Raw genomic sequence first — 24,792 nt, forward strand, 5'->3', positions numbered from 1 at the left:
GTTTTACTCTTTGTCTACTCAGGCCAGTAGCGCCATGAGTTTGTCTGCCAGGCCACTGACATAAGGACTTTTCACCATAGTGACATGCTTGCCTTCTGTGTGGATGGTCTCTACCTCTGTGCTGACATATGCCTGCAACTGGGTCTGTTTTTGCTGCCAGTATGCTTCTCCCAGCTCAGGAGTCACTATCATGCTTAGCGCACCATTGAGGCTGGCTTCGGGCTGATAGCGTCTTGACCAGTCCACCTGCTGGAAATACACATTGAACAGGCGCTGAGTCATACCCAGGCTGAGCCAGGACAACAACTGCTCTTCGCTGTCTTCAGGTTTAAGCGCTTTGGCATAGGACAGCATCAATTCCTGCTTTTCAGCATCGCTGATCTCGAACTGGGCTTCATCATCGGTTGCCACTAAACACTCGCACAGTAGCAGCTGTGTTTTACATCCTAATGACTCCAGTTTCAGTGCAGTTGCAAATGCTACGGCTCCCCCTGAACTATGGCCCATCAGTACAGCCGGTTCTGCCTCTGCGCCACGCGCATTGCGCTCACTGACAATGGCATCTGCATAGCAACTGATAAGTTCATCCCAGCTGTCGATAACCGGGTCCTGCTCGCTCATGCCCACAGGCTCCAGGCTCATGATCTGCACCTGAGGTAACGCCCGTGCCAGATCCATGTAGCCGCCGCTGGTCATGCCTGCACCGGGCGCCAGATAAATCGTTACTGTCGGGTCAAAATCCAGTGACAACACGGGGCGAATTGCCTGCCATTGCTGGTCATTATGGTGAGCAATGCACTCGGCCATGGCGCTGAGTGTGGGTCGCTCAACCACTTTGTTGATAGCAATCCCGTGGGTTTTGAAAACCTGATCAATATTCTGCACCAGCTTCATTACCAACAACGAGTGGCCACCCAGTGCAAAGAAGTTGGCGTCACGGCTGATCTGATCGGCGGGCAGTTTAAGCACATCGGCCCACACCTGCGCGAGCATCACTTCAGTATCCCCTTTCGGTGCCTCGTAACCGCCTGCCAGTGCGGACAACTCAGGCGCAGGCAGCGCCTTGCGGTCAATTTTACCGTTTGGCGTCTGTGGCCACTGACTGACATAGATAAAACTATCCGGCACCATGTATTCGGCCAGTGCCTCGCTAAGCTGTGCTCTGATGGCAGTCGTCAGTGCCTGTTCATCGTATTCACCCAGCGGTTTCACATAAGCCACCAGACGCTGACTACCATGCTCATCCGTTAAGGCCATCACCAGCGCCGAGTCTACGTCGCTGTGCTCACCGATATAAAACTCAATTTCGCCCAGCTCAATACGCAAACCGCGGATCTTCACCTGATGATCCAGCCGGCCCATATACTCAATGTTGCCGTCCTCGCGATAACGCACCAGGTCGCCGGTTTTGTACAACCGCTGGCTGCTGTTTGCTGCACAGGCATCGAAAAACGGGTTGGCGATAAAGCGCTCGTCAGTCAGCTCCGGGCGATTCAGATAGCCGCGGGCCAGGCCTTCACCGCCAATGTGTAACTCACCGCACGCCCCTTGCGGTAGCAGGTTCAGTGCTTCATCGAGGATCAGGAGCTGAATATTCTGAATGGGCTTACCTATCGGCACACTGTTGCCATACGGTTGTGCACAATCCCAGTAACTCACGTCGATGGCGGCTTCCGTCGGACCATACAGGTTATGTAACTGCGCAGTTGGTAAGCCGGCCTTAAACTGTTCGACATGACTTATCTGTAATGCCTCACCACTACAGAACACCTGTTTTATTGAGGTGCAGCGGCCCAGGTCGCCCTGTTCCAGCATCACACCCAGCATAGAGGGCACAAAGTGCAGCTTAGTGACGCCGGTGGCCACAACTAACTCACTCAGATAGCCAGGATCTTTGTGTCCACCGGGCTTGGCAATCACCAGCTCGGCACCTTTAAGCATAGGCCAGACGAACTCCCACACTGATACATCAAAACTGTAAGGGGTTTTTTGCAGAATTTTATCTGACGTATCACAACCATATTCTTTGTCCATCCAGTCGATACGGTTATGCAGCGCCTGATGCTCAAGCAGTACACCTTTGGGTTTGCCCGTTGAGCCTGAGGTATAAATCATATAAGCCAGATGCTGCGACGTCAGGCCGATTTCATCGACGGCAATATTTCGCTCGTCATGGGCGTCATAATCAAACTCATCCAGCGCCACTACCGTTGCTTCGCCCAGTTCAACGCGATTAGCCACAGCGCGGGTGCTGAGCACCACATCGGCACTGGCATTCTCAACCAGATAATTAAGTCGCGCAGCGGGTAATTCAGGGTCCAGCGGCACATAAGCACCACCGGCTTTAAGAATGCCCCAGATGCCAATCACCATTTCGAAAGAGCGTTCAACACACAGTCCAACCAGTGAATCCGGGCCAATGTTATGAGTGTTGCGTAAATAGTGTGCCAGCTGATTGGCCTTACTGTTCAGCGCGGTATAGGTGAGGGTCTGCGCCTCGAAGCGTAGTGCAATATTCCCGGGGGTCGCTGCGACCTGTTGTTCAAACAGCTGATGCACACAGGCCTCACGCGCATAACTTTGCTCAGTGTTATTCCACTGTTCCAGATAACGATGTTGCTCGTCATCCGGCAACACTGGCAGCGCAGCAACCGGCTGGAGTGAATCGCTTTGCAGCGCATCCAGTAACTGAGTCAGCGCGGTAACCAGATATGCATTGATACGCTGGCCATTCACCTTGTTGTCGATTTGCAGCGTTAGTGAAAAATCGCTGCCCAGATCGTCAACCGACATCACGCACGGGTAGTTAGTACGCTCTTTGACGCCCAATAGTTTCAGCTCAGCCGCTTCATCGGGCGCGCTCACATCATGAGAATGACGATAATTAAGTACCGCACTGAACAATGGCATATTGCCCTCAACGCCCGAAGCCTGCATGGCCTCAGAAAGCGGCGCCTGCTCATGAGGGAGCAGCGACTGCAAGGCCGCATGCACATCGTGCAAAGCCTCCTGTGCACTGCGCAGGTCCAGTGTGACACGCACAGGCAAGGTATTAATCATCATGCCCAGCATGTTTGCCATTTCAGGACCGCCCTGCATTCGCCCCGATAACACAGTGCCAAACACCACATCCTGCTGACCCGAACAGGCGGCCACTACCCGCCCCCAGGCCAGGTGGAATAACGCAGCCGGGCTCATTGCCTGGCTTTTGGCATAGTCTCTCACTTTACTGGCAAGCTCAGCCGGAATGCGCTGTTTAAACTCATCAATTTGACCACCATCGCCGTTTACTTCACTCAGCCCAAACGGGTAGGCTGGCTGGTCAAAGTCTCCTAGTTGCGCTTTAAAGTATTGCTGAGCGTCGTGATGCTGCTGGTCGTGTAGTACACGAGCGATAAAATGACGATAGGGTGTCACAGCAGGTAAACTGGCTGCGCCTTCGCTTTCTATCCGGGCCAGCTCAGCCATCAGAATATCCAGCGAGACATGGTCAATCAGCAAGTGGTGTACTTTAAGCACAACATAAATTTGCCGGGATTGTTTATCCTCCATCGCCTGTAACTGCATCATAGGTGCCGATTCCAGCTCAAGGCGGTGTGCACCGTGTGCGACATAGTTTTCGAATACCGCTTGCACCTCCTGCCCAACGTTCACCGGCAGCCATTGCGCCGCAATCTGCGCCTCACGCAGCACCACCTGGACGGGCTCTGTCCGGCCGCGCCACAAAATCGCGGTGCGCAATACATCATGACGGGCGATCAGCGCATTGAGCTGCGTCTCCAACAGCTGTAATAACGCTCGCTGAGAGAATGAAAACGCCATGGTTGTGACATAGGGGTCGCGGCCATCGCTGAGTGTATGCATCGCCAGGATCCCCTGCTGCAACGGCGCCAGAGGATAGATATCCTGAATGTTTATAGCACCACCCGGAATCTGCGCCGTTATCTCATTGATCTCGTCCTGCGTAAGGCTAACCAGATCCAGCAGTTCAGGCGTAATTTCAGTACACTCGAGAGGGATCCGGTTTTGCGGCACCACAAAGCCCTGTTCTGCATCTTCACTCAATTGAGCCGCCATCTGCGCCAGTGTGCTGCTGGTAAACAGGGCCTGACTATCAACCTGATACCCTCGCTCTTTGAGTGCAGCAATAAGCTGTATCATCAGCAACGAGTGACCACCCAGCGCAAAGAAATTAGCCGTTGCGCTGAGCTCTGCCGGGTCGCGTTCAAGCAATTCACCACACACGTCAACCACTACCTGTTCCGCCTCAGAGACGGGGGCCGTGTATGCTGCATCTACCTCTGTCAGTGCGGGTTCCGGCAGCGCACGGCGGTCGATTTTTCCGTTGCTGGTTAACGGCCAGTGCTCAATCAGGACCAGCGTATCCGGGACCATATAGCCAGGTAACCGCTGTGCCAGTGTCTGGCTCAGTTGAGTGCTATCCACGGCCCCGAGCTCCCGGGCTGCCCTGGTTAACTCAATGTAAGCAACCAGACGTTTATTTGCTTCGCCGTTTACCACCACCAGCGCACTGGCCACGCTCTCCAGCTGCGTGATTTGTTGCTCGATTTCGCCCAGCTCAACCCGGAAACCGCGGATCTTGATCTGGTTGTCGGTACGGCCCACATAGTCAATGACGCCATCGGCCTGAACACGCACTAAGTCACCGGTACGATAAAGGCGTCGATAGGCATCACTTTGAGCGTCGTCATAGAAAGGGTTCGCGGTGAATTTTTCTGCGCTCAGTGCTGCCAGGTTTAAATAGCCCAGCGCCAGTCCGGGTCCGCTGACACACAGCTCACCCACACTCCCCAGCGGTACCAGTTCATTGCCGCTGAGCACCATCACACAGTCGCCCTGTAGTGCACGACCAATCGGCACCGCATTTGCGGGATCAAAGTCCGCAGGAACCGGATAACAACAGGTAAAGGTGGTGTTTTCGGTTGGACCGTAACCGTTGACCACTTGCACTGTTGGCAAAGCGTGTTGCACCCGGGCCACAGCCTGCGGGTCTAACACATCACCACCGGCCAGCACAGTGCGCAGCGAGTTTAGCTGTGTCTGTGCCTGCGTGCTTACCTTGCTCCACTCACTAAACAGTCCGGCGGTTAACCACATAGCATTAACCCGGTGCGCCTCAATCACCTGATTCAGTGTCTCCAGCGTGATATGAGCTTGCGGATAGATCACGCAGCAACCACCATTGAGCAGCGGCCCCCAAATTTCCAGCGTTGCCGCATCAAACGCCACATTCGCAGCCTGCAAAAACACCGTATCCCGGTTCAAACTCATAAAGTTGGGCGACATCACCAGTCGGCTGATGGCCCGGTGTGGCACCGCAACCCCTTTGGGTAATCCGGTCGAGCCCGATGTATAGATCACATAAGCTGGGTTTTCTGGCTCAGGCAAGTGCTCAGTAAGCTGTGCAGAGCCAAAACGCATAAACGCATCACATCCCTCAATTGTGAGTGCAGGGGTCAGCTCCAGCGCCTGTATATTGCTGTTTTGCAGTATCGGGCGATGTTCAGCACAGGTGATCACCAGGTTAAGATCAGCGTCTGCCACAATATGGTCGATACGTGACTGCGGATAGTCGGGATTCAGCGGTACATAGGTCGCGCCACTTTTGAGCACAGCCAGCATGGCGACTATCATCTCGATACCGCGCGGCAGCAACAAGCCGATATACGCCTGGCGACCTTGTGCTATCAGATAACGGGCAAGTCGACTGGACGCACTGTCGAGTTCACCATAGCTAAGCTGACGCTGACCACACTCCAGTGCGATATGCTGCGGTGCAAGTGCGACGCTGCGGCTGAACAACTCTGTCACCGACTGATGAGCCGCCTCTGTCAGCTCACTGGGGGTCATCAGCGCCGCCAGCTGCGCCTGCTCTGTTGCATGAAGCGCCGAGATTTCACTCAACATTGGCTGACTGGCACTCGCCGCAGCACCTGCCAGCCTTTCGATAACCGCCACCAACTGGGCGTTGAAACGTGTAATGAGCGCCGGGCTGAATAAGGCTTTGTCATATAACCAGCTAATATGAACACCTTGCTCATCCAGACTCAGGTTAATCTCCAGATCAAATTTACAGATAGGTTCATCGCCACTCAGCGGTGTCATGCTCAGCTCGGGCAGTGCCACACTGTGCGCCTGTTCACTGGCTACCCCATAATCAGAGTTAGTAGTCAAAATTATCTGAAATAAAGGTGTATGAGCACTATCACGCTCAATGTTCAGTGCCTCGACAATCTGCTCAAACGGCACATCCTGGTGGGACTGAGCCTGCTGGTTGACGTGGCGAATATGGGCTAAAAAGTCTGCCAGCGTGTCATGCTCTGTGCTTACTCTGAGCACCAGAGAATTGACAAAAAAACCAATCAGGTCTTTCAGCTGGGCATCGCTGCGATTTGCAACCGGGGTGCCTATCACCACATCTGAGGTGCCGCTAAAACGCGACAAGGTCAGTGCCAGCGCACCATGCATGAGCATAAACGGGCTGAGCTGATACTGTTCACCCAGCTGAGTAAGTGCTTTGGCAACAGGTGCCCCCAGCGAGGCATCATGCCTGGCGCCCAGATACCCTTTTTGTGCGGGTCTTGGATAGCTCAGCGGCAGGCTATGCAATGCGGGTAAGTCGGTCAGTGTCTGCTGCCAGAATTTCAGCCCGGATGCGAGCACCTCTTCGCTCAGCCACTCACGCTGCCAGTGCGCATAATCTTTATATTGCAAAGCCAGCGCAGGCAGAGGACACGCATTGCCCTGCACCAGGCTGGCATAAATCGCAAAGAATTCCTGGCTCAGGATCGCCATCGACCAGCCATCAGAAGCAATATGGTGCATATTTAATAACAAGTACCCCACCTGGCCCGGAGCCGTGTGACTCATGCTCACCCAGGTTGCACGGATCATCAGATCCTGGCTCAGGTCAAAGGGCGTCTGAGCATCTTCTTGCAGCAACGCATCCAAAGCCTGTTGCGCTGCATCAGGTGCCTGCACACTTAGATCCACACAGGTTAATGAGAAAACCACATCATCGCGCACAACCTGCACCGCTTTGCCCTGTTGAGACTGGTACACAGTGCGCAACACCTGATGACGCTGCACAATTTGTGCGAGCGCCTGTTCCACCAATGCAGGCTGCAGCTGACCTTCGACACGATAGATCTGCGGCATATTATAGTGCGCACTGCCGCCGTGTAGCTCATTGAGCATCCACAGCCGTTGCTGTGCAAAAGAGAGAGGCGCGCTGCAACCCGGCGTCTTTTTCAGCGCCGGGCGCTTATGGCTGCGGGCATAAAGCTGGTGTAAAAAAGCCTTGAGTGCGTCTTTGTTTTCGGCCAGCTGACGTTTCAGCTGACTGTCCATTTCTTTGGGTAGCTTGAGGGTGATTTTTTCATCCTGAGACTGAAAAATAACACCCGCCTGTTGTAGTTGTTGAAAGAGCAACTCAACACTCATAGCTCAAAATCCTCAAATTCATTGTTGTCTTGCTGCGCTGGCAGCGTCTGGTCATGAATGGCCTGAACCGACTCAATAAACCCGGCAATTTGCTGAATATTTTCGCAGCGATACAGGTCGGCGATTTGCAGTTCAATTTCAAGATGCTGGTTAAGTGCCTGCAGTAACTTCATGACCAACAGTGAATGGCCACCCAGCTCAAAAAAGTTGGCCTGTGTACTGATCTGCTCAGCGGGCAGGTCCAGTAACTCAGACCACAGTGCAACCAGCTGCGTTTCCAGCTCGCTGGCCGGTGCCACATATTCAGCCTGCATCAGACTGAAATCCGCTTCGGGCAGAGCATGTCTGTCGATTTTTCCGTTCGGTGTTAACGGCCAGTCTTGCACCAGTACAAAGGCTGCGGGGATCATATAGGCAGGTAACTGAGCGGCCAGTGCCTGGGCCAGCCCCTGAATATGCGCACCTTGTTCCTCCTGCTTGCCACTGCAGTTTAATTCCACATAGGCAACCAGCTGTTTATCCCCCCCGGTGTGCGCTTTAATGGTGATCAGAGCCGCGGCAACATCGTCCAGCGCTTCCAGCTGGCGTTCAATTTCACCCAGCTCAACCCGAAAGCCACGAATTTTAATTTGATCATCTACCCGGCCGGCATATTCAATCAGTCCGTCAGTATTGCAGCGCACCAGATCGCCGGTGCGATACAAGATTTCAGGCTGGTTGCCCTGAGTCTGATACGGATTGCGAATAAAGCGCTCTTTGCTTAGCGCTGGCTGATTAAGATAACCCAGTGCCAGACCATCCCCCCCAACGCACAGCTCACCAACCACACCTTGTGGTACCCGACGGCCATGCGGCGTTAAGATCAGCAGCTGATCGCCTTGCACAGCGCGACCAATTGGCACGCCTGAACTTAGGTCGCTGTGTTGGGGTACCGGGTAACAACAAGTAAAAGTGGTGTTTTCCGTTGGTCCATAACCATTGATCACTGTGACCTCAGGCAGTGCCCGTTGCACGGCGGAAACCGCTTGCGGATTGAGCACATCCCCACCGGCCAGCACGTTTTGCAGCGCCAGGGTGTCAGCTGCCAGTTCATTACACACTTTGCTCCACTCGGTAAACAGCCCCGAGGTCAGCCACAGCGCCGTGATCTCCTGAGTACGCAATACCCGATTCAGCCCATTCAGTGTGATCAGGCTGTCCGGATACAACACACAGCGCCCGCCATTCAGTAAGGGCCCCCAGATCTCCAGCGTCGCGGCATCGAAGGCAATGTTGGCACTTTGCAGAAATACCGTTTGGCTATCCAGAGCCATAAAATTAGGCGCATGTACCAGGCGATTGACGGCACGGTGTGGGGTCATTACGCCTTTAGGTGTGCCCGTGGAACCAGAGGTGTAAATCACATAGGCCAGCGATTGCGGTGTCAGCGCATCTGCCCGGGTCAGATTGTCTATACTCAGGGCTGACCAGGGCGTGCCAGCGTCATCCAGCATCAGTTTTGTCACCTGACTGAAGGCCAGAGTCTCTTGTTGCGCTCGCTCGGTCAGGATCACACTCAGCTGAGTATCTTCTAACATATAGGCCAGTCGCGATTGCGGATAGTTAGGGTCCAGCGGTACGTACGCACCACCAGCTTTCAGAATCGCCAAACTGGCCACTATCATCTCTACAGAGCGGCCTATACACAGGCCCACTAAAGTTCCGGAACCAACCTGATGCGCTTCGCGCAAATAACGCGCCAGCTGATTGGCTTTGGCATTCAGCTCACCATAACTGAGGGTCTGCTCATTCAGCTGTAAGGCAATACTGTCCGGTGTAGCTCTGGCATGCAGTTCAAACACTTCATGGACACAGGCACTGCGAGGATAACTGGCTTCATCACTTTGCCTCTGACTGAGTTGTGTCAGCTCAGGCTCGCTCAGTACCGCCAGTGTCGCAACCGGCTGCTCACTGTGTTCATTCAGTGCCTCCACCAGCACGTCTAACGCTGTGTGCATTAGCTCAGCGATCCGTACTGCACTGACGCTTTGTTCAATCTGATAGTCCAGGCTAAAACTATTGCCCTCTCCCAGATCATTCACCGATAAATCGAATGGATAATTGGTGCGCTCACGCGTACTAAGCAGCGCCACGCCGGGCGACGTATCCTGTTCCCCCGCAGGTTCCGACTGTGTCGCCGAGTGGCGATAATTCACAATGGCACTGAACAGCGGCGTATTGCCGTCTATCCCACTGTAACTTTGCGCTTCGGCCAGGGATACCTGTTCATAGGGTAACAGCGCCTGCAAGGCATCATTCACTTCTTTAAGTGCAACATGGGCTGCCTGATGACCTAATGACACGCGCAGTGGCAAGGTATTGATAAGCATCCCCATCATACGCTCAATGCCCGCCATACCATTCATTCGACCAGACATCACAGTGCCAAACACCACTTCATCACGGCCACAACAGGCACTAAGTACTTGCGCCCAGGCAAGGTGAAACAAAGCCGCCGGGCTGCACTGATGGCGTTTACATAAAGTGCGGATCAGCTGAGACTGAGTGTCGCCGAGCGTCGAGTGATATTCAACTACCGAATTACCATCCCCGGTGACCTGAGCCAAATCAAACGGCAAGGTGGGTGTATCTGTGTCGCCCAGTTGTTCAGTGAAGAAGGCTTCAGTGTCCAGTTCAGCGCTTTGCGCCATTGAACGAGCGATAAATTCCCGGTAAGGCAGAGGCGCTGGCAGTGCCAACACATTGTCGGCTTCGAGTTCACTCATCAGGATCTCTAATGACACATGATCGGTGATGAGATGATGGAATTTGAGCATGGCGAATACCCGCCCCAGTTCATCCTCTGGCGTGACCACCAGCTGGATCAGCGGTGCAGACTCCAGATCAAACCCATGTGGCCCGCTTGCCACATACTCAGTAAACTGCGCCTCAATGTTGCCCTCACGGAGCGCCAGTTCAGTGACCGGTAGTCTGGCTTCACGCATGACTACTTGCATCGCCTGCTGACGACCACGCCAGAAAATCGCGGTGCGTAGCACATCATGGCGTTGGATCAGCCAGTTCAGCTGAGTCACAAATCCGGACAATTTACCTGCGGATGTGAATTCAAAACTGGCAGTAGTGACGTAGGGGTCATGCTCTGGATTCAGCGTATGAACGAAGAGTACACCCTCTTGCAGAGGCGCCAATGGGTAAATGTCCTGAATATTGCGCATCCCGCCGGATGTTGCTGCGGCGATGGCATCAATCTCAGATTGCTCAAGCGTCGCCAGCGTCAGCATGTCGGGCGTAATGGCATCACACTGAGGCGGTATTTTATTTTCAGGGATGGCAAAGGTGTCGCCGGCCTCGCAAATAACCTCCGCCATAGCCGCCAGATCAACGGCCTGAAACAGCTGCTGGGCGCTGCAACTGAGGTTGTGCTGCTGTAGTTTGGCCAGTAACTGCATAATCAGCAACGAGTGGCCACCCAGTTCAAAGAAGTTAGCGGTGGCACTGATTTTATCCTGCTCCAGCCCCAGCAGCTCGGCCCACAGGCTTGCCAGCAATTGAGCGAGCTCAGTCTCAGGCGCCACATATTGTGCACTACTTTGTTGTAACGCATCCGGCGCTGGCAGGGCTTTTTTGTCAATTTTGCCGTTTGGTGTCAACGGCCACTGTGGCATGACCACAAACAGACCGGGTACCATATGGGCCGGTAATTGTTGTCCCAGACGTAGTCTAATATCACTGATCCAGGCTGCCTGTTGCGTCTCATCCAGGATTGTCTCACACGTGATACAAGGCTGGACATAGGCCACCAATTGTTGCTGACCATCCGCCAGTGTGCGCGCCAGTACCTGTGACAATGCAACATCATCGAGTTGGTTCAGGCGATGCTCAATCTCACCCAGCTCAATACGGAATCCACGGATTTTCACCTGGTCATCGCTGCGACCAATAAACTCCAGTCGTCCGTCCTGCCGATAACGCACTAAGTCACCAGTGCGATAGAGGCGAGGGCTGCAATCCGTGCTGTGTGTCTCGTAATAGGGGTTGGCAATAAAGCGTTCTTCGGTCAGTTCAGGCCGATTGAGATAACCACGGGCAACACCGGCACCACCCAGATAGAGCTCACCAACACAGCCAATCGGCAAGCGCTCCATCGCTTCACCCAGCACATAGGCCTGACTGTTGGCAATGACATAACCTATGTCCGGCACCGACTCTAGCTGTGTGGAAAAGCGCGCACAGGTTGAGTAAGTGGTATCTTCCGACGGCCCATACAGATTACACACCTCAGCCTCGGGCAAGGCTGCAAAAATTTGGTTTACCTGTTGCGCTGTCAGTGGTTCACCGGCCAGATTAACTATGGTCAGGCTTGCGGGTAATGCGCCCACATCCAGCAACGCCTTCATTGCTGAGGGCACGGTATTGATCAGGCTGATATCCAGCGACTGATCCGCCAATGCCAGGGCATTTTTAACCACCACCACTTCGAACCCAAAGCTCAAAGGTAAGAAGATTTCATACACCGACAAGTCAAAGTTCAGTGACGTTGAGGCCAATACCCGGCGCAGCGCCTGATCGCTAAAAGCAGCCCTGGCCCAGTAAAGCATTGCGACTGTGTTTCGGTGTTCGATCATCACGCCTTTTGGTTTGCCCGTCGACCCCGAGGTATAGATCAGATAGGCCAGATGCTGTTCAGTCACGCCACTTTCACAGCGCCCGATATTTGCCGTGGAATAATGCGAGAACGCGCAGCCGGGCTGTGCAATCAGGTCATCCAGCATTACCCTCTGCGTGCCGGGCAATGACACTGTACCGGTAAGCGTTTGCTGGGTCAGGACCACTTTCAGACTGGCGTCTTCAATCAAATAAGCCAGACGCTCCTCAGGATAAGCCGGGTCGAGCGGAACATAAGCGCCACCGGCCTTGAGGATAGCCAGCATTGCAATGATCATTTCCACGCCACGCTCCAGACATATTCCGACCGGACAATCCGGTGCAATGTGATGCTCAAACCGCAAATAGTGAGCCAGCTGGTTGGCTCTGGCATTCAGTTCACCATAACTCACAGCAACATCGCCACACTGCACAGCAATGCGTTCAGGTGTTTGCTCTGCCTGTGCTTCAAACAGCTCGTGTATACAGCGCTGTTGTGGATACTCAATGGCGTTGTCGTTAAACGCGCTGAGCTGTGCAATCTCGTTATCAGTCAGCATAGGGATAGCAGCGGTGCTCAGCGTACTGTCGGCATTGAGCTGTGCCAGAAAAGCCAGTGTGTTGTTGAGGTGCTGCGCCAGGGTTTCGATGCGCTCGCGCGTGAACAGTGCCACATCATAGGTCCATTCAATTGCGCCGCCGTCATCACTTACCGATGCATTGATGTCCAGATCAAACTTAGTCGTTGCGCCATTGCCCTGCAACGCCCTGATGGACAGACCTGCCAGCTCAGTGGTATCAGCATGCGTATCGCGCACACCGTATTCGGAGTTCGTGGTCAGCATGATCTGGAACAGCGGGCTATGGGCTGTGCTGCGCGGTACTTTCAACACTTCAACGAGCTTTTCAAACGGCAGATCCTGGTGAGACTGAGCGTCCAGGTGTACCTGCCGGAGCTGAGCCAGATAGTCACCAAGTGATTGCGCCTGAGTATTCACTCTCAGGATTAATGTATTGACGAAAAAGCCGATCAGCGATTCGAGTTCTACCTGACGGCGGTTGGCCACAGGCGTACCGATGACAATATCATGGTGATTACTGTTGCGAGACAGTACCAACGCCAGCGCCCCATGGATCAGCATAAACGGGGTTAACCCATAGCGACGGGCAACGGCTGCCAGCTGCTGACATAACTGTGCACTCAAAGCCTGTGATACCAATTCGCCCTGATATGTTTTCACCTCAGGTCTGGGGTAATCTAGCCCCAGAGCATGAACTCGGGGCAGTTCGGCCAGTTGCTGCTGCCAATAACTGAGCTGGGTATCCAGCACCTCACCTTGCAGCCAGTCACGTTGCCATTGTGCATAATCGGCATACTGAATAGAAAGTTCAGGCAGTGGATTGGGCTGATCATAACCAAAGGCATGGAACAGGGCAAAGAATTCCCGGAGCAGGATATCCATAGACCAGCCGTCGGTGGCGATATGGTGCATATTGATAAACAACACACCCGCATCACCCGCTGGCAGAGTCGCAAAGCGCACGCGCAGCATAAAGTCTTCAGCCAGATTGAAAGGCTGCTCTGCGGCCTCATGAACAAAGCGCTCAATACCACGTGCCTCGTCCTGACTTGTCAGGTGTGACTGCTCAACGGTAAAGTCTTGCGGGTCAAGCAGGGACTGCTGCAAACCTTGCGCGGATTGCCGGAATACAGCTCTGAGCACCTCATGACGGGAAACAATCTCGCGAAACACCCGCTCTATCAGTGTCACATCTATTTGTCCACTGAGCCTGAACACCATCGGCATATGGTACTCGGCGGAGCCACCCTGGATTTGGTCCAGCGTATACAGGCGTTGCTGTGCAAACGATATTGGATAATGGCTGAGGTCTTCACGACGGGTCACCGGGTTTACCTGCGGGGCATCGCCATAGTGTGTCAGCGCCTCAATAATCGCACTTTTATGTTGTTTGATCTGCTTAGCAATGTCGGGCGTTATAGCCCCTTTTTTGGCTTTAGACTTTAATGCCCCGTCCTGCAGAAATAGCCGGATCCCCGCCAGCTCAAGCTGCACGAGAAGCTGTTTGATATTTTCCATAATGACTGACTAACTCATATCTGTGTTAACTGCAAAAGCGCTGCGCCCGCAACAGGTGTGCTGTTCGTGTATCCGAACAAAACCCCGACACCGGCTTAGCCTCTACGACTTAAAGCCAGCCTGAGTGAACACTCAGGCTGGCAGGTTTATACGTGCTTTTTGGTACCTGTGCTCATGTTGAACGGGCGAATTATGTAACCCGCCATCCCCTTTACCAGTCCATTTCCTCCAGCTCAGTATCATCCTGCGGCTGCAGGTCGCTCTGGCGGCTGAGCAGATAATCAATATGTAATGCCTGCTCTGTGAGCTGAGGCTGGGCAAACAGCTCTTTGATGGAGAACTCCACCGCAAAACGATGTCGGATCTGAGTCTCCAGCCGGGTTACCAAAATGGAGTTGCCCCCTTGCTCAAAGAAACGTGCGTGGCTGCTGATCATTGCGGGATCTATACCCAGTAATTCGGACCAGATCTGGGCCAGCGCCAGCTCAGTTTCAGTCTGTGGCGCCACATAGGGCTGCTCAGAGTCTTCTGCAGATATATCCGGCAGGGCTTTTTTATCAATCTTACCGTTCGGAGTCAGTGGCCATTGCATAACCACCACAAAGCGGCTCGGCACCATATATTCAGGTAATTGCTCATACATACCTTGCTCAACGCTTGGTATAAGCTCTGTGGTGTTGTCAGCCTCAGTGTGTGGCTGAATGTATGCGACCAGCATATCGACCCCGTTACTGGCTTGTTTCACTAATACCACGGCCGATTCCAATTGTGGACAGCGGTTTAATTGCGCTTCAATTTCGCTCAGCTCAATCCGAAAGCCCCTGATTTTAACCTGAGCATCCAGACGACCGACAAAGTCGATACTGCCATCGGGCAGAACCCGGGCCAGATCTCCGGTCTTATACAAGCGTGTGCTGTCACGATGGGCCGGGCAATAATAGAACGGGTTATCGACGAACTTCTCAGCGCTCAGCAGGGGACGTTGATGATAGCCACGAGCCAGACCATCACCGCCAATATGCAACTCCCCGATCACACCCGGTGGCACCAGGTTCATCTGCTTATCCAGGACATACAGGCTGACATTGTTTAGTGGCCTGCCTATGGTGATTGGCGCGCCCGGATAGAGCCGCTGATAGGAAGCACATACAGAGGCTTCCGTCGGGCCATAAGCATTAAAGAAGGGGTAATGTGCCGACCACTGATTGACCAGCTCCGCTTCACACGCTTCACCGGCGACAATCAACGCCTGCAAGGCCAAAGACGTATCGAGCGGCATCATGGCCAGGAAGGCCGGTGGCAAAGTGACATGGCTGATCTGTTGCTCTGCCAGCAGCGCCGTAATGGCCTCAGGCGAGCGTCTTTGTTCGCTCTGTGCAATCACCAAAGTCGCGCCATTTAGCAGCGCCATGGCATATTCCCAGGTACCGGCATCAAAACTCATGGAGGCAAAGTGCAGGATTTTGCTGCGCGGGGTGATAGCAAATGCCCGACGCTGATTATCCGCCAGGTTCACGATCCCCTGATGCTCAAGCAACACGCCTTTTGGCTGGCCTGTTGACCCTGAGGTATAGATCTCATACGCCAAACTGGTAGGCAATAGCCCGAAAGCTCTGCTGTCCGGGTTCTCGTCACTGCAATGACTGAAAGGCCCCAATGCAGCATCACTCAGCAAACCGTCTACAGTAATAAGGTCATAATCCGAGAGGCGCACGGCTTCGCTGATGGTCTCGCTGCTGATAATGGTTTTGATCCCGGCATCTTCGAGCATATAGCTCAGTCGTGCGGGTGGATAAGCCGGGTCAAGCGGTACGTAAGCGCCCCCCGCTTTGAGCACTGCGAGTGTGGCGACGATCATTTCCAGGGAGCGCTCCAGTGCCACACCAATCAATGTGTCTGACTGTATGGCACCGCGTTCACGCAGATAATGTGCAAGCTGGTTGGCCCTGCCATTAAGCTGAGCATAACTCAGTTGTTGATCGGCAAAGATCAGCGCAATATGCTCAGGATTACGCGCTACCTGCTGTTCAAATGCCTGATGGATACATAGCGACCGATCATAGTCATGGTAATTGTCGTTGAGGGCATTAACCAGATACTGGCTTTGCTCGTTAGCCAGCACACTCAGCTGTCCGGGTGAGTTGTTCAGGCTTTGTGTCATCTCAGTTTGCACCAGGCGCTCTAGCAGCAACATCAGGTGCTCGCTCAATTGGGTGATATGCGACTCAGTGAACAGCGAAGTATCGTAAATCCAGTTAGCCTGCAGCCCGGACTCACTCATGGAAAACTCCACTTCGAGATCAAATTTTGCCACGCAACCGGCCTGCATAACGGGTGTGATCATCAAGCCGTCCGGCGCGCTCTGCGTTGAGCCTGACTGAGTCTGGGCGTTGTTGAATGAGGTCATGATCTGACAAAGCGGCGCATGGGCATCACCCCGGGGGATCTGCAATGCATCAACCAGCTGCTCAAACGGCAGGTCCTGATGACTTTGTGCATCCAGATGAACGGCTCTGACGTGTTGCAGATAGCTGTCCAAAGAAGGCTGCTCCGTGTTGACCCGCAGCGCAAGAATATTGACAAAAAAGCCTATCAGCGGCTCAACTTCCGCCTGCATCCGATTCGCTACCGGCGTGCCAATCACCACATCAAGACTGTTGCTGTAACGACTGATGGTCAGTGCCAGTACCGCATGCAGCAGCATAAATGGCGTCATCTGATAGTGCGCAGCCATATCACATAACTGTGTAGCTAGCTGCGCTGACGCTTTGCCCGATACCATGGCGCCGTCATATTGTTTGTCGGCAGGTCTTGGACTATCCAGTGGAATACTGTGTACACCCGGAGCTTCACTCAGCTGCGCCTGCCAGTATTCGAGCTGCTGTTGCAGCACCTCTCCTTGTAGCCAGTTACGTTGCCACTGGGCAAAATCGGCATACTGAATTTTCAGTGCAGGCAATGGGTTGTCCTGACCTGCACTAAATGCGCGATAAAGTGTGAAGAATTCTTCTCTGAATAGATTTAATGACCAGCCATCTGAGGCAATATGATGCATATTAAGCAGTAGCACACCTCGCTGCGAACCCAGGCTAATATAGCTGGCACGTAGCATCAGGTCGGCGGCTAAATCAAAGGCCGCATGCGCATCTTCAGCCAGCAGCTGATCAAGTTGTTGTGCGTGCGCACCGTCCAGGTGACTGAGTTCCAGATGACGTATCACCACAGGTTGCACCGCCATGATCACTTGCTCAGGTCCGTGTTGCCCTTCCTGATAAACAGTCCGCAATACCTCATGACGCGCCACTATCGCCGTCAGTGCCTGCTGGGCCAGAGCCAGGTCAAATGGACCTTCTATTTCAAAAGCCATGGGCATATTGTACTGAGCAGAGCTGCCCTGAAACTGGTCGATAAACCACAGACGCTGCTGAGCATAAGATAACGCAAAGCGATTTGTATTTCTCTCCTGTGGCTCAATGGGTGGCCGAGTGGCTTTTGTGCCTGACTCAATCAAGGCCGCCATTGTCAGTAACGTGCTCGCAGAGAACACCTGTTTAACTGCGATTTCAACCTCAAACTCACTGCGGATCAAAGAAACTAACCTGACTGACAGCAAAGAGTGGCCACCCAGCGCGAAGAAATCAGCATCGCGAGTCAGCTTATCAAGGTCGCACCCTAACAGGGTTGACCAGAGCTGCGCCAGTGTCTGTTCAGTGGCAGTTTGCGGCGCTTCTCCCTGATACTGCGTTTGAGTTAAGTCGATGACAGGCAGTGCACGTCGGTCAATTTTGCCGTTACGGGTCAGCGGCCATTGCTCCACCACCACAATGGCGGCAGGCACCATATAAGCGGGTAACAAATCTTTTAGTTGAGCCTGTAAAGCAGTGATCAGGTGCTGCTGTGTCTCATTTGTCTCACACGTGATACAAGGGCGCACATATGCAATCAGATGTTTATTGTCCACCTCGCCAGTGGCCAACACCAGCGCTGATTCCACCTCAGAGCAAGATTCAAGCACCGCACTTATCTCACCCGGCTCAACTCGAAAACCACGAATTTTTATTTGTTCATCACTGCGGCCCAGGTACTGTAAGTTGCCCTGCGACGTCATGCGCACCAAGTCGCCCGTTTTGTAGACGCACGTGATATCCGTCTGTGGCACCTGCAACTGTGATGTATCAAGAAAACGCGCTTCAGTCAGGCTTGGGTTGTTGTAGTAACCCAATGCCACACCGGGTCCGGCAACATAGAGCTCACCCACACAACCCACAGGCACAGGTGCCAATTCAGCATCCAGGATCAGGCAAGTCGTGTTGGCAATTGCCTGGCCTATACTGACTTCTTCCTGGTTCAGGTTTTGTACATGATAGGTGGTGGCGACGTGCGTCTCTGTCGGGCCGTAATGATTATATAAATCACACTGCGGATGCTGCGCCATAAATGCGCGAATGCTGGGGGTGATCTTCAGCACATCTCCGGCAACACACACTTGCTTAAGTGTCGCCATAGCTATACCCGGATGTTGAGTAGCCTGCTCGGCCAGCAGGTCAAACACAGCTGGTGGCACGAATAAGCGCTCAATATTCTGCTTTGCAACCAGGGTGCCCAGATCCTGTAACTGGTCTTTTTGCTGCTGAGACATGAGCACCAGCGGAGATCCGGTATACCAGCTTGTTGCCAGCTCCTGAGCTGACACATCAAATGTCAGTGGCGTAAATTGCAATGTCCGGTAGGGCTGTGTAATGCCGTCAACATACGCCTGATGCATACACAGATTAACCAACGTGCTGTGGCGCTGGCTGACACCTTTTGGTCTGCCTGTTGAGCCTGAGGTATACAGGATATAAGCCGGGTTGTCGGCTGCCACCTCAGGGAGCTCGGCAGGCAGCTCAGGAGGTTGCCACAGCACGGGGTCGTCCAGCCTTACGCATGGCATTCCGGCAAAAGTGTCCAGCGAGTGAGATAATACCAGCGACAGTGAGAGCTCGCCGACAATATAGTTTAATCTGTCTGCCGGCGCCTGGGGGTCCAGCGGTACATAAGTCCCACCCGCTTTCAGTATTGCGGCAATCCCGCACAAAGTGTCAACACAGCGTTGCGCCACAATGCCCACCGGTTGGCCCATGCTCACCTGATGCTCTGTCAGCAGGCGCGTTGCCAATACATCAGCACGTGCATTTAACTGCGCAAAAGTGACCTGAGCCCCCTGTGTTTCCACTGCCACGGCATCAGGATTGACCTGGGCCTGATGTTCAAGTAATTGATGCACAGCCGGGTACTTGGGGTCAACTACGCGGCCACAGCCTAGCGCTAACGCTTGTTGCTGCTCTTGCTCACTCTCCATCGGTATGGCTGCAAGCCGGGCAGACCAGTCTCCTGCTTTGGCCAACTCAGCCAGAGCACTCAGTACATTGCATAAATGCTGACTCAACTGGCTGATATGTGCTTTGCTGAACAGAGCAATATCGTAAGTCCAGCCCATGGACACGCCCGCCTCATTCATTGACATATGAATGTCCAGATCAAATTTAGTGGTCAGAGCGACTTCGGGCATGGCCTGCAAAGTAGCGGCTCCAAGTTCTGTTCCCTGTGCGTCAGGCGATGCAGTTCCATAGTGGTTATCCGTGGTCAGTAAGATCTGAAACAATGGACTGTAAGCGTTATTTCGGGGCACATTAAGCACTTCAACCAGCTGCTCAAATGGCACATCCTGATTGCTCTGTGCACCCAGATGTACCGCTCTGACGTGGCCCAGATAATCACTCAGAGTGTCATGTGCGGTGCTGACTCTGAACACCAGCGTGTTGACAAAAAAACCGATTAAAGGAGCAAGAGCCGGATCCTGACGGTTAGCGACCGGACTGCCAATAACAATGTCTTTAGTGTTACTGTGTCGGCTTAAGACTAATGCCAGGGCACCATGTAACAACATAAAAGGGGTTAACTGAAAGACTCTGGCCAGTTCCAGCAACTGAGTTGCAATGGCACCGCTTAGCTGTGCCGTAACCAGTTCTCCCTGATACTGTTTTTCAGCAGGCCGGCTTGCATCTAATGGCAGCTGGTGCAGTGCTGGCACATTCTCTAACTGCTGTTGCCAGAAATCTAACTGTTTGTTTAGCCCTTCCCCGGCAAAGATCTGCTGTTGCCAGTGGGCAAAGTCTCGATACTGGATAGGCAACGGCGTCAGTGTACCTGGTGTGCCTTGCTCAAGCGCCTGGTAAATGGCAAAAAACTCTTTGGTCAGCACATCCATCGACCAACCGTCGGAGGCAATATGATGCATATTGAAACTTAAAATGGCCTGGCAAACAGCACTGTCATCATGCGTCAGCTGCAAATAACTGGCCCGCACCATCAAATCCTTGCTCAAATTAAATGTTCTGGCAGCGTCACGAATAAGATAAGCGTCAGCCGTACCGTGGGGGTCTGTCTGCTCGCTCAGATCCTGCACTGTGATGGTTAACGACGTATTGTCCAGCACCGTCTGGCAGGGCTCACCATCGCGTTCATAAAAAACCGTTCTCAATACTTCATGGCGTTGTATTATCTCATTCAGGGCCAGCTCTACCCTGTCGATGTTCAGCTGTCCGTGTACCTCAAACGCCATAGGCATATTGTATTCACTGGAGCCACCATTGAGCTTGTCGATAAACCATAAACGACGCTGAGAAAAGGACAATACAGTATCAGCATGCGGCTCTGATTTTGTGGCTACAATAGGAGACACGGCCGGCACCTTTTGGTGTGCCAGAATAGACTCTATGATCTGCGCTTTATTGTTCTTCAGAAAATCTTTTTCTTCTGTGGTCAGGGCTTTCAACTTGCCTCTGACGAGCAACTTACCTTGTTCATCGACAGTGAGTTTGATCCCTTTTTCACTGAGCTGTAAAAAGAACTGTTTCATATTTTCGCTTTTGCAATCAAATTGATGATAAAGAAAAGCACTGGCAGACATGTCATTAGTTGAAGTCGCCAGGTGCACACAAATCCAATCAGCCATAACCCTTGTACTATCAGCGAGAAAAATCCTATCCTGGCCGTACTTATCCAAAACTTTCGGACAATCATGGCGCATATATTATGTGCCGTGCGAAAACAGCATTCTCAGCGGCAAAATAGCCCACTTAATTAAGCGAATTGGGGTACGAAGAGCAACATGCACACACAGCCTGCCCTCCGGTTTTTATGTTGCTATTGCACAGCGCCAACATGTCTGAATGTCTGGTCGCAATGCTAAGATATGTATAAATTCATAGCCTGACTTACGCGTCGAGCTCACTACCACTTAATGAACGTAATGAAGAAGCAGGGCACACATATACACCACTACAACCGTCTTTATAGCCAAAGTCATAGGCCAGTTTGAAGATATGATGGAGAAGCTGCACATCTATTGCGTCTGAATTCATGTTGTGAATGTTCAGATTGATGCCCAACTCAGTCAATGCGTCATTTTTCATCTTATCAGTCCATGTTAAAAAGTATTGCAAAGTGTTAAATGTTTTACGCAAGCGCATTATTATGTAATCTGCACTTTTTTTCTACACTTTTGTTTCTAAAAATTATAAATTTCATAAAACAAACAAATAAGCCACTATTTTTATTAGGCTTATTTATTTTAAAACTCTGCACACTTAATTAGTAAGCACCATATAATGCAGATAAAACCAAACCAAACAAACCGTTAACAAATAAAACATACGTTAGATTTTAGTCCTTAGACAAACCGCACTCTACCCCACAGACAGCTAGCAGAACCTTCGCCTGATGCAGGTTAATCCAGCCCCTTCAGTCTGCTTCGTTGGGGATATTTATACCCCGTACATCGGGACAATAACATGACGGTTTGAGGAATTATATGTTTCAAAATGTACCGCTGAGAAGGAAATCAGCTTGTCCCAGACAACAAGCTTGCGGTGAACATGACATTTACTGATATGATTATTTTATAGATTATACTTTCATGTGCCAGGTAATAAATGTGACACAATTAAATGACTTTTTACTGTCATATTGCGAAAAAAATGCCGTTTATTTTCAGAACTGCAAAACTGGAATGACGCTAAGCTCCAGGTACCTGAGGGGCGGTTTGAAGCCAAAATATTTAAATGCTTGTCTCAATATACGCGCCAGATTACTCAGATAAAAATACCCAAAAAGTGAACATAATTAATAAGAAAATGCTTATTTACAAGTAATGGCAGTGGGATAATGTTGGCGGGAACATATCGCTAATCTCAATAATCTATCGTCAAGCAATGGCTCTGAGTTGGCGAGATTATGCCGCTATGTTCACTGATACATGCGGCAAAGCACTGATATAATCCAGATTTTTCAGCTTATGACTCTTGCTCAAGGTAAGCAATGACACGCTCCAGCGCTGCGGATACGGCTTTTTTGTCCTGCCAGTCCAGTGATGACCAGTCTACCCCACATGCCAGTTGCGTAACATCTTGCGTGAGCAGTCTTTGCAAAGCCGTATGAGATGAAAACGACGTGGTAATAAAGGGAGAGTTGCTTTTCGCAGGCTGCTTTTTGATCCCCTGTAATTGTTGTTCAATCAGCTCTGACACCGCTCGTTTGTCCATGGCATTCAGAGTCGACTTATTTTGCGCTTCTTTATACTGGGATTCCAATGACAAAATCAGTCGCTTCATTTTGATAAAAGAGTAACTACAACCCCTTTCATACGCGGACATCACCACTGGGTAGCGAGATAAGACCTTGTAATTATCGTACGCGCCCATTGAGATACCAAGCTTAGGTACTATCTCTCTCACTGTGAGACGTGATAACCCGGATTGCAAACGTGCTTTGTTTAACTGTTCGATTTCGGTTACCGCATTTGAAAATGCCTGTAGCTTGCCATACTGAGGTAAGTCTTCACGGCTGGCATTTTCCTGAAACTGCTTCACTTTAGTGAGCAACGGCTTACTGTCGTAGACCTTAAACTGGGCGGCAGCGCCATACCCTTTTGCATATACCAATGCAAAAAAGCGACGGTGGCCGGTTAGAATTTGGAAGCGGCCGTCCTCCAGAGGATACAAAGTAGGTGCCTGGATCATCTCAGACACGGAAATGTTGTCACCCAACTCAATGATAGAGTCTATGGTCTGGGAAGCACGCTTCCAGTCTTCGGAGCCGTGCTTAAGACAGTTAATAATGATGGATTTACCAATCAGAACATGGTTTTCGCCCTGATAAAGCTTAGTGAGTTGCGCCTTGCTTAATTTACGGGCCACAAACAGGCGCGCATCTTCATCATCAATACATATCGAAGGTAAAAAACGGCCATTAGTGGGATCCGGAACAATTGAGCTTAAAAAAATACTTTTATACTCAAAGGACTCATCATCAAGTTCTGCTTTATTGTTCAGATTGCTCAGCAGCATTTGCTCTAACATAATTATTACTCTATTGACTACCGACTCTGACAGCCAGCAAGACGCTCACTAAAAACTAAAAACATGGGCTTTGTCTGCCTACTTTCAGCCCGTAGTGTAACGGAAACAATCCGTTGCAACAATCCAGGCTACTCAGCCTGCCGAGCCGCCTAAATTAAATGCCACATTTTGGTATCGGTCAAGGCAGAGGCCGATTATTTTGCCTTTTACAGAGCAGCTATCAGATTGTTAATGGCCAGCTCCTGCGACACCTGGCCATCGATGTAGGGCTGTAAATACCGCGTTAGCTTAGCTAACTCATCCTGGCGATTTTTATATAATCCTTTCCAGGAGACATAAGGCACAAAGGCATGGCCCTGTGCGGCGAGTGATTGCCGGGTTACCTCACCAACAATATAAAACAACATAGGGTGCCACAATGATTTAAAGGCTTCTAGCTTGCCCTGCTGCTCAGCCTGGCGTTTCAACGCCTGATATAAAGGAGAATCGGGGAAGCTGGTATGCGCCACCTCATGAAATACCATTTCAAGCGCAAACCAGTCTTTATAACCATCCTGAAATGTATTGATAAACGTAAAAAAGTTCCTTCCTGAGGTAAATGCGCCAGCGTGCGTAAAAGGCCGGGCAACCGTAGAAACCTGATGTTGATCCACCACAATCGCGTCTGTTCCTAAGATATCATTCAATCGCGAGCAAACACTGTCGCCATACTCATTGAGTAGTGCGATGCTGTGCTCAGTCCAAGCCTTGTTCTGTGCCTGGTGTTGTGGCCATATCTCATCCCGATAGCTACTCATCACCGCGAAATAGCCGCGTGTCAGGTCGTTGACTGGTAAATCGGTGATAACATTATCGGGCTCCAAAAGGTGCTGAGTCAGCTCACTTAATTCCGAGTCACTGAACAAAGGGTGATATCTGGGTTGGCTTGTCAGCAAACGATATTGCTCGATAGCGGCATGCCATTTTTGCTGATCTTGGTCATTGAATCCGCGAGGAAACATACTAGGATTGCGCGCCAGAAAACTCAGGTAGGCATGTAAGTTGTCCTCAGCTTGATTCTTAAATACCAACGCTTGCTCATTACAGTGCCAGCTTGGTTCCGACGCCTGGGCAGATAAGGGGGTGTGTAAAACAACACTTACCATAGCGGCAAGTAATCCGATTTTATTCATTATGCTTTCCTT

At 51.8% G+C, this 24,792-nt stretch carries 6 protein-coding genes; all 6 read right to left on the reverse strand.

The window, feature by feature from the left end; genetic code table 11:
• Positions 1–18 precede the first annotated feature (18 nt).
• The 6 genes from NH568_RS03040 to NH568_RS03065 all read right to left on the reverse strand — a co-directional run bounded on the left by NH568_RS03040 (position 19) and on the right by NH568_RS03065 (position 24,780).
• Positions 19–7,464, reverse strand: a complete 7,446-nt coding sequence (locus NH568_RS03040; protein WP_253044519.1) for a non-ribosomal peptide synthetase — start codon at positions 7,462–7,464, stop codon at positions 19–21.
• Positions 7,461–14,207 (reverse strand): non-ribosomal peptide synthetase, encoded by a 6,747-nt coding sequence (locus NH568_RS03045; protein ID WP_253044520.1) that lies wholly within the window; start codon positions 14,205–14,207, stop codon positions 7,461–7,463. The genes NH568_RS03040 and NH568_RS03045 overlap by 4 nt, the downstream gene beginning before the upstream one ends.
• 211 nt (positions 14,208–14,418) lie before the next feature.
• Positions 14,419–21,108, reverse strand: a complete 6,690-nt coding sequence (locus NH568_RS03050; protein WP_253044521.1) for a non-ribosomal peptide synthetase — start codon at positions 21,106–21,108, stop codon at positions 14,419–14,421.
• 358 nt (positions 21,109–21,466) lie between these two features.
• Positions 21,467–21,664, reverse strand: a complete 198-nt coding sequence (locus NH568_RS03055; protein WP_253044522.1) for a hypothetical protein — start codon at positions 21,662–21,664, stop codon at positions 21,467–21,469.
• Positions 21,665–22,543: 879 nt separating this feature from the next.
• Positions 22,544–23,608 carry a hypothetical protein gene (locus NH568_RS03060; RefSeq protein WP_253044523.1) on the reverse strand — a complete coding sequence of 355 codons (1,065 nt, stop codon included), beginning with the start codon at positions 23,606–23,608 and terminating at the stop codon, positions 22,544–22,546.
• A gap of 206 nt (positions 23,609–23,814) precedes the next feature.
• Positions 23,815–24,780: a hypothetical protein gene (locus tag NH568_RS03065; RefSeq protein ID WP_253044524.1), complete on the reverse strand. Its 966-nt coding sequence runs from the start codon at positions 24,778–24,780 to the stop codon at positions 23,815–23,817.
• Positions 24,781–24,792 lie beyond the last annotated feature (12 nt).

It is taken from the genome of Pseudoalteromonas sp. XMcav2-N, assembly GCF_024124545.1.
GTDB lineage: Bacteria > Pseudomonadota > Gammaproteobacteria > Enterobacterales > Alteromonadaceae > Pseudoalteromonas.

Excerpts from the sequence above, each read along its gene's own strand:
- NH568_RS03040 (WP_253044519.1), bottom strand. The coding sequence starts at position 7,464 with ATGAGTGTTGAGTTGCTCTTTCAACAACTACAACAGGCGGGTGTTATT.
- NH568_RS03045 (WP_253044520.1), bottom strand. The coding sequence starts at position 14,207 with ATGGAAAATATCAAACAGCTTCTCGTGCAGCTTGAGCTGGCGGGGATC.
- NH568_RS03050 (WP_253044521.1), bottom strand. The coding sequence starts at position 21,108 with ATGAAACAGTTCTTTTTACAGCTCAGTGAAAAAGGGATCAAACTCACT.
- NH568_RS03055 (WP_253044522.1), bottom strand. The coding sequence starts at position 21,664 with ATGAAAAATGACGCATTGACTGAGTTGGGCATCAATCTGAACATTCAC.
- NH568_RS03060 (WP_253044523.1), bottom strand. The coding sequence starts at position 23,608 with ATGTTAGAGCAAATGCTGCTGAGCAATCTGAACAATAAAGCAGAACTT.
- NH568_RS03065 (WP_253044524.1), bottom strand. The coding sequence starts at position 24,780 with ATGAATAAAATCGGATTACTTGCCGCTATGGTAAGTGTTGTTTTACAC.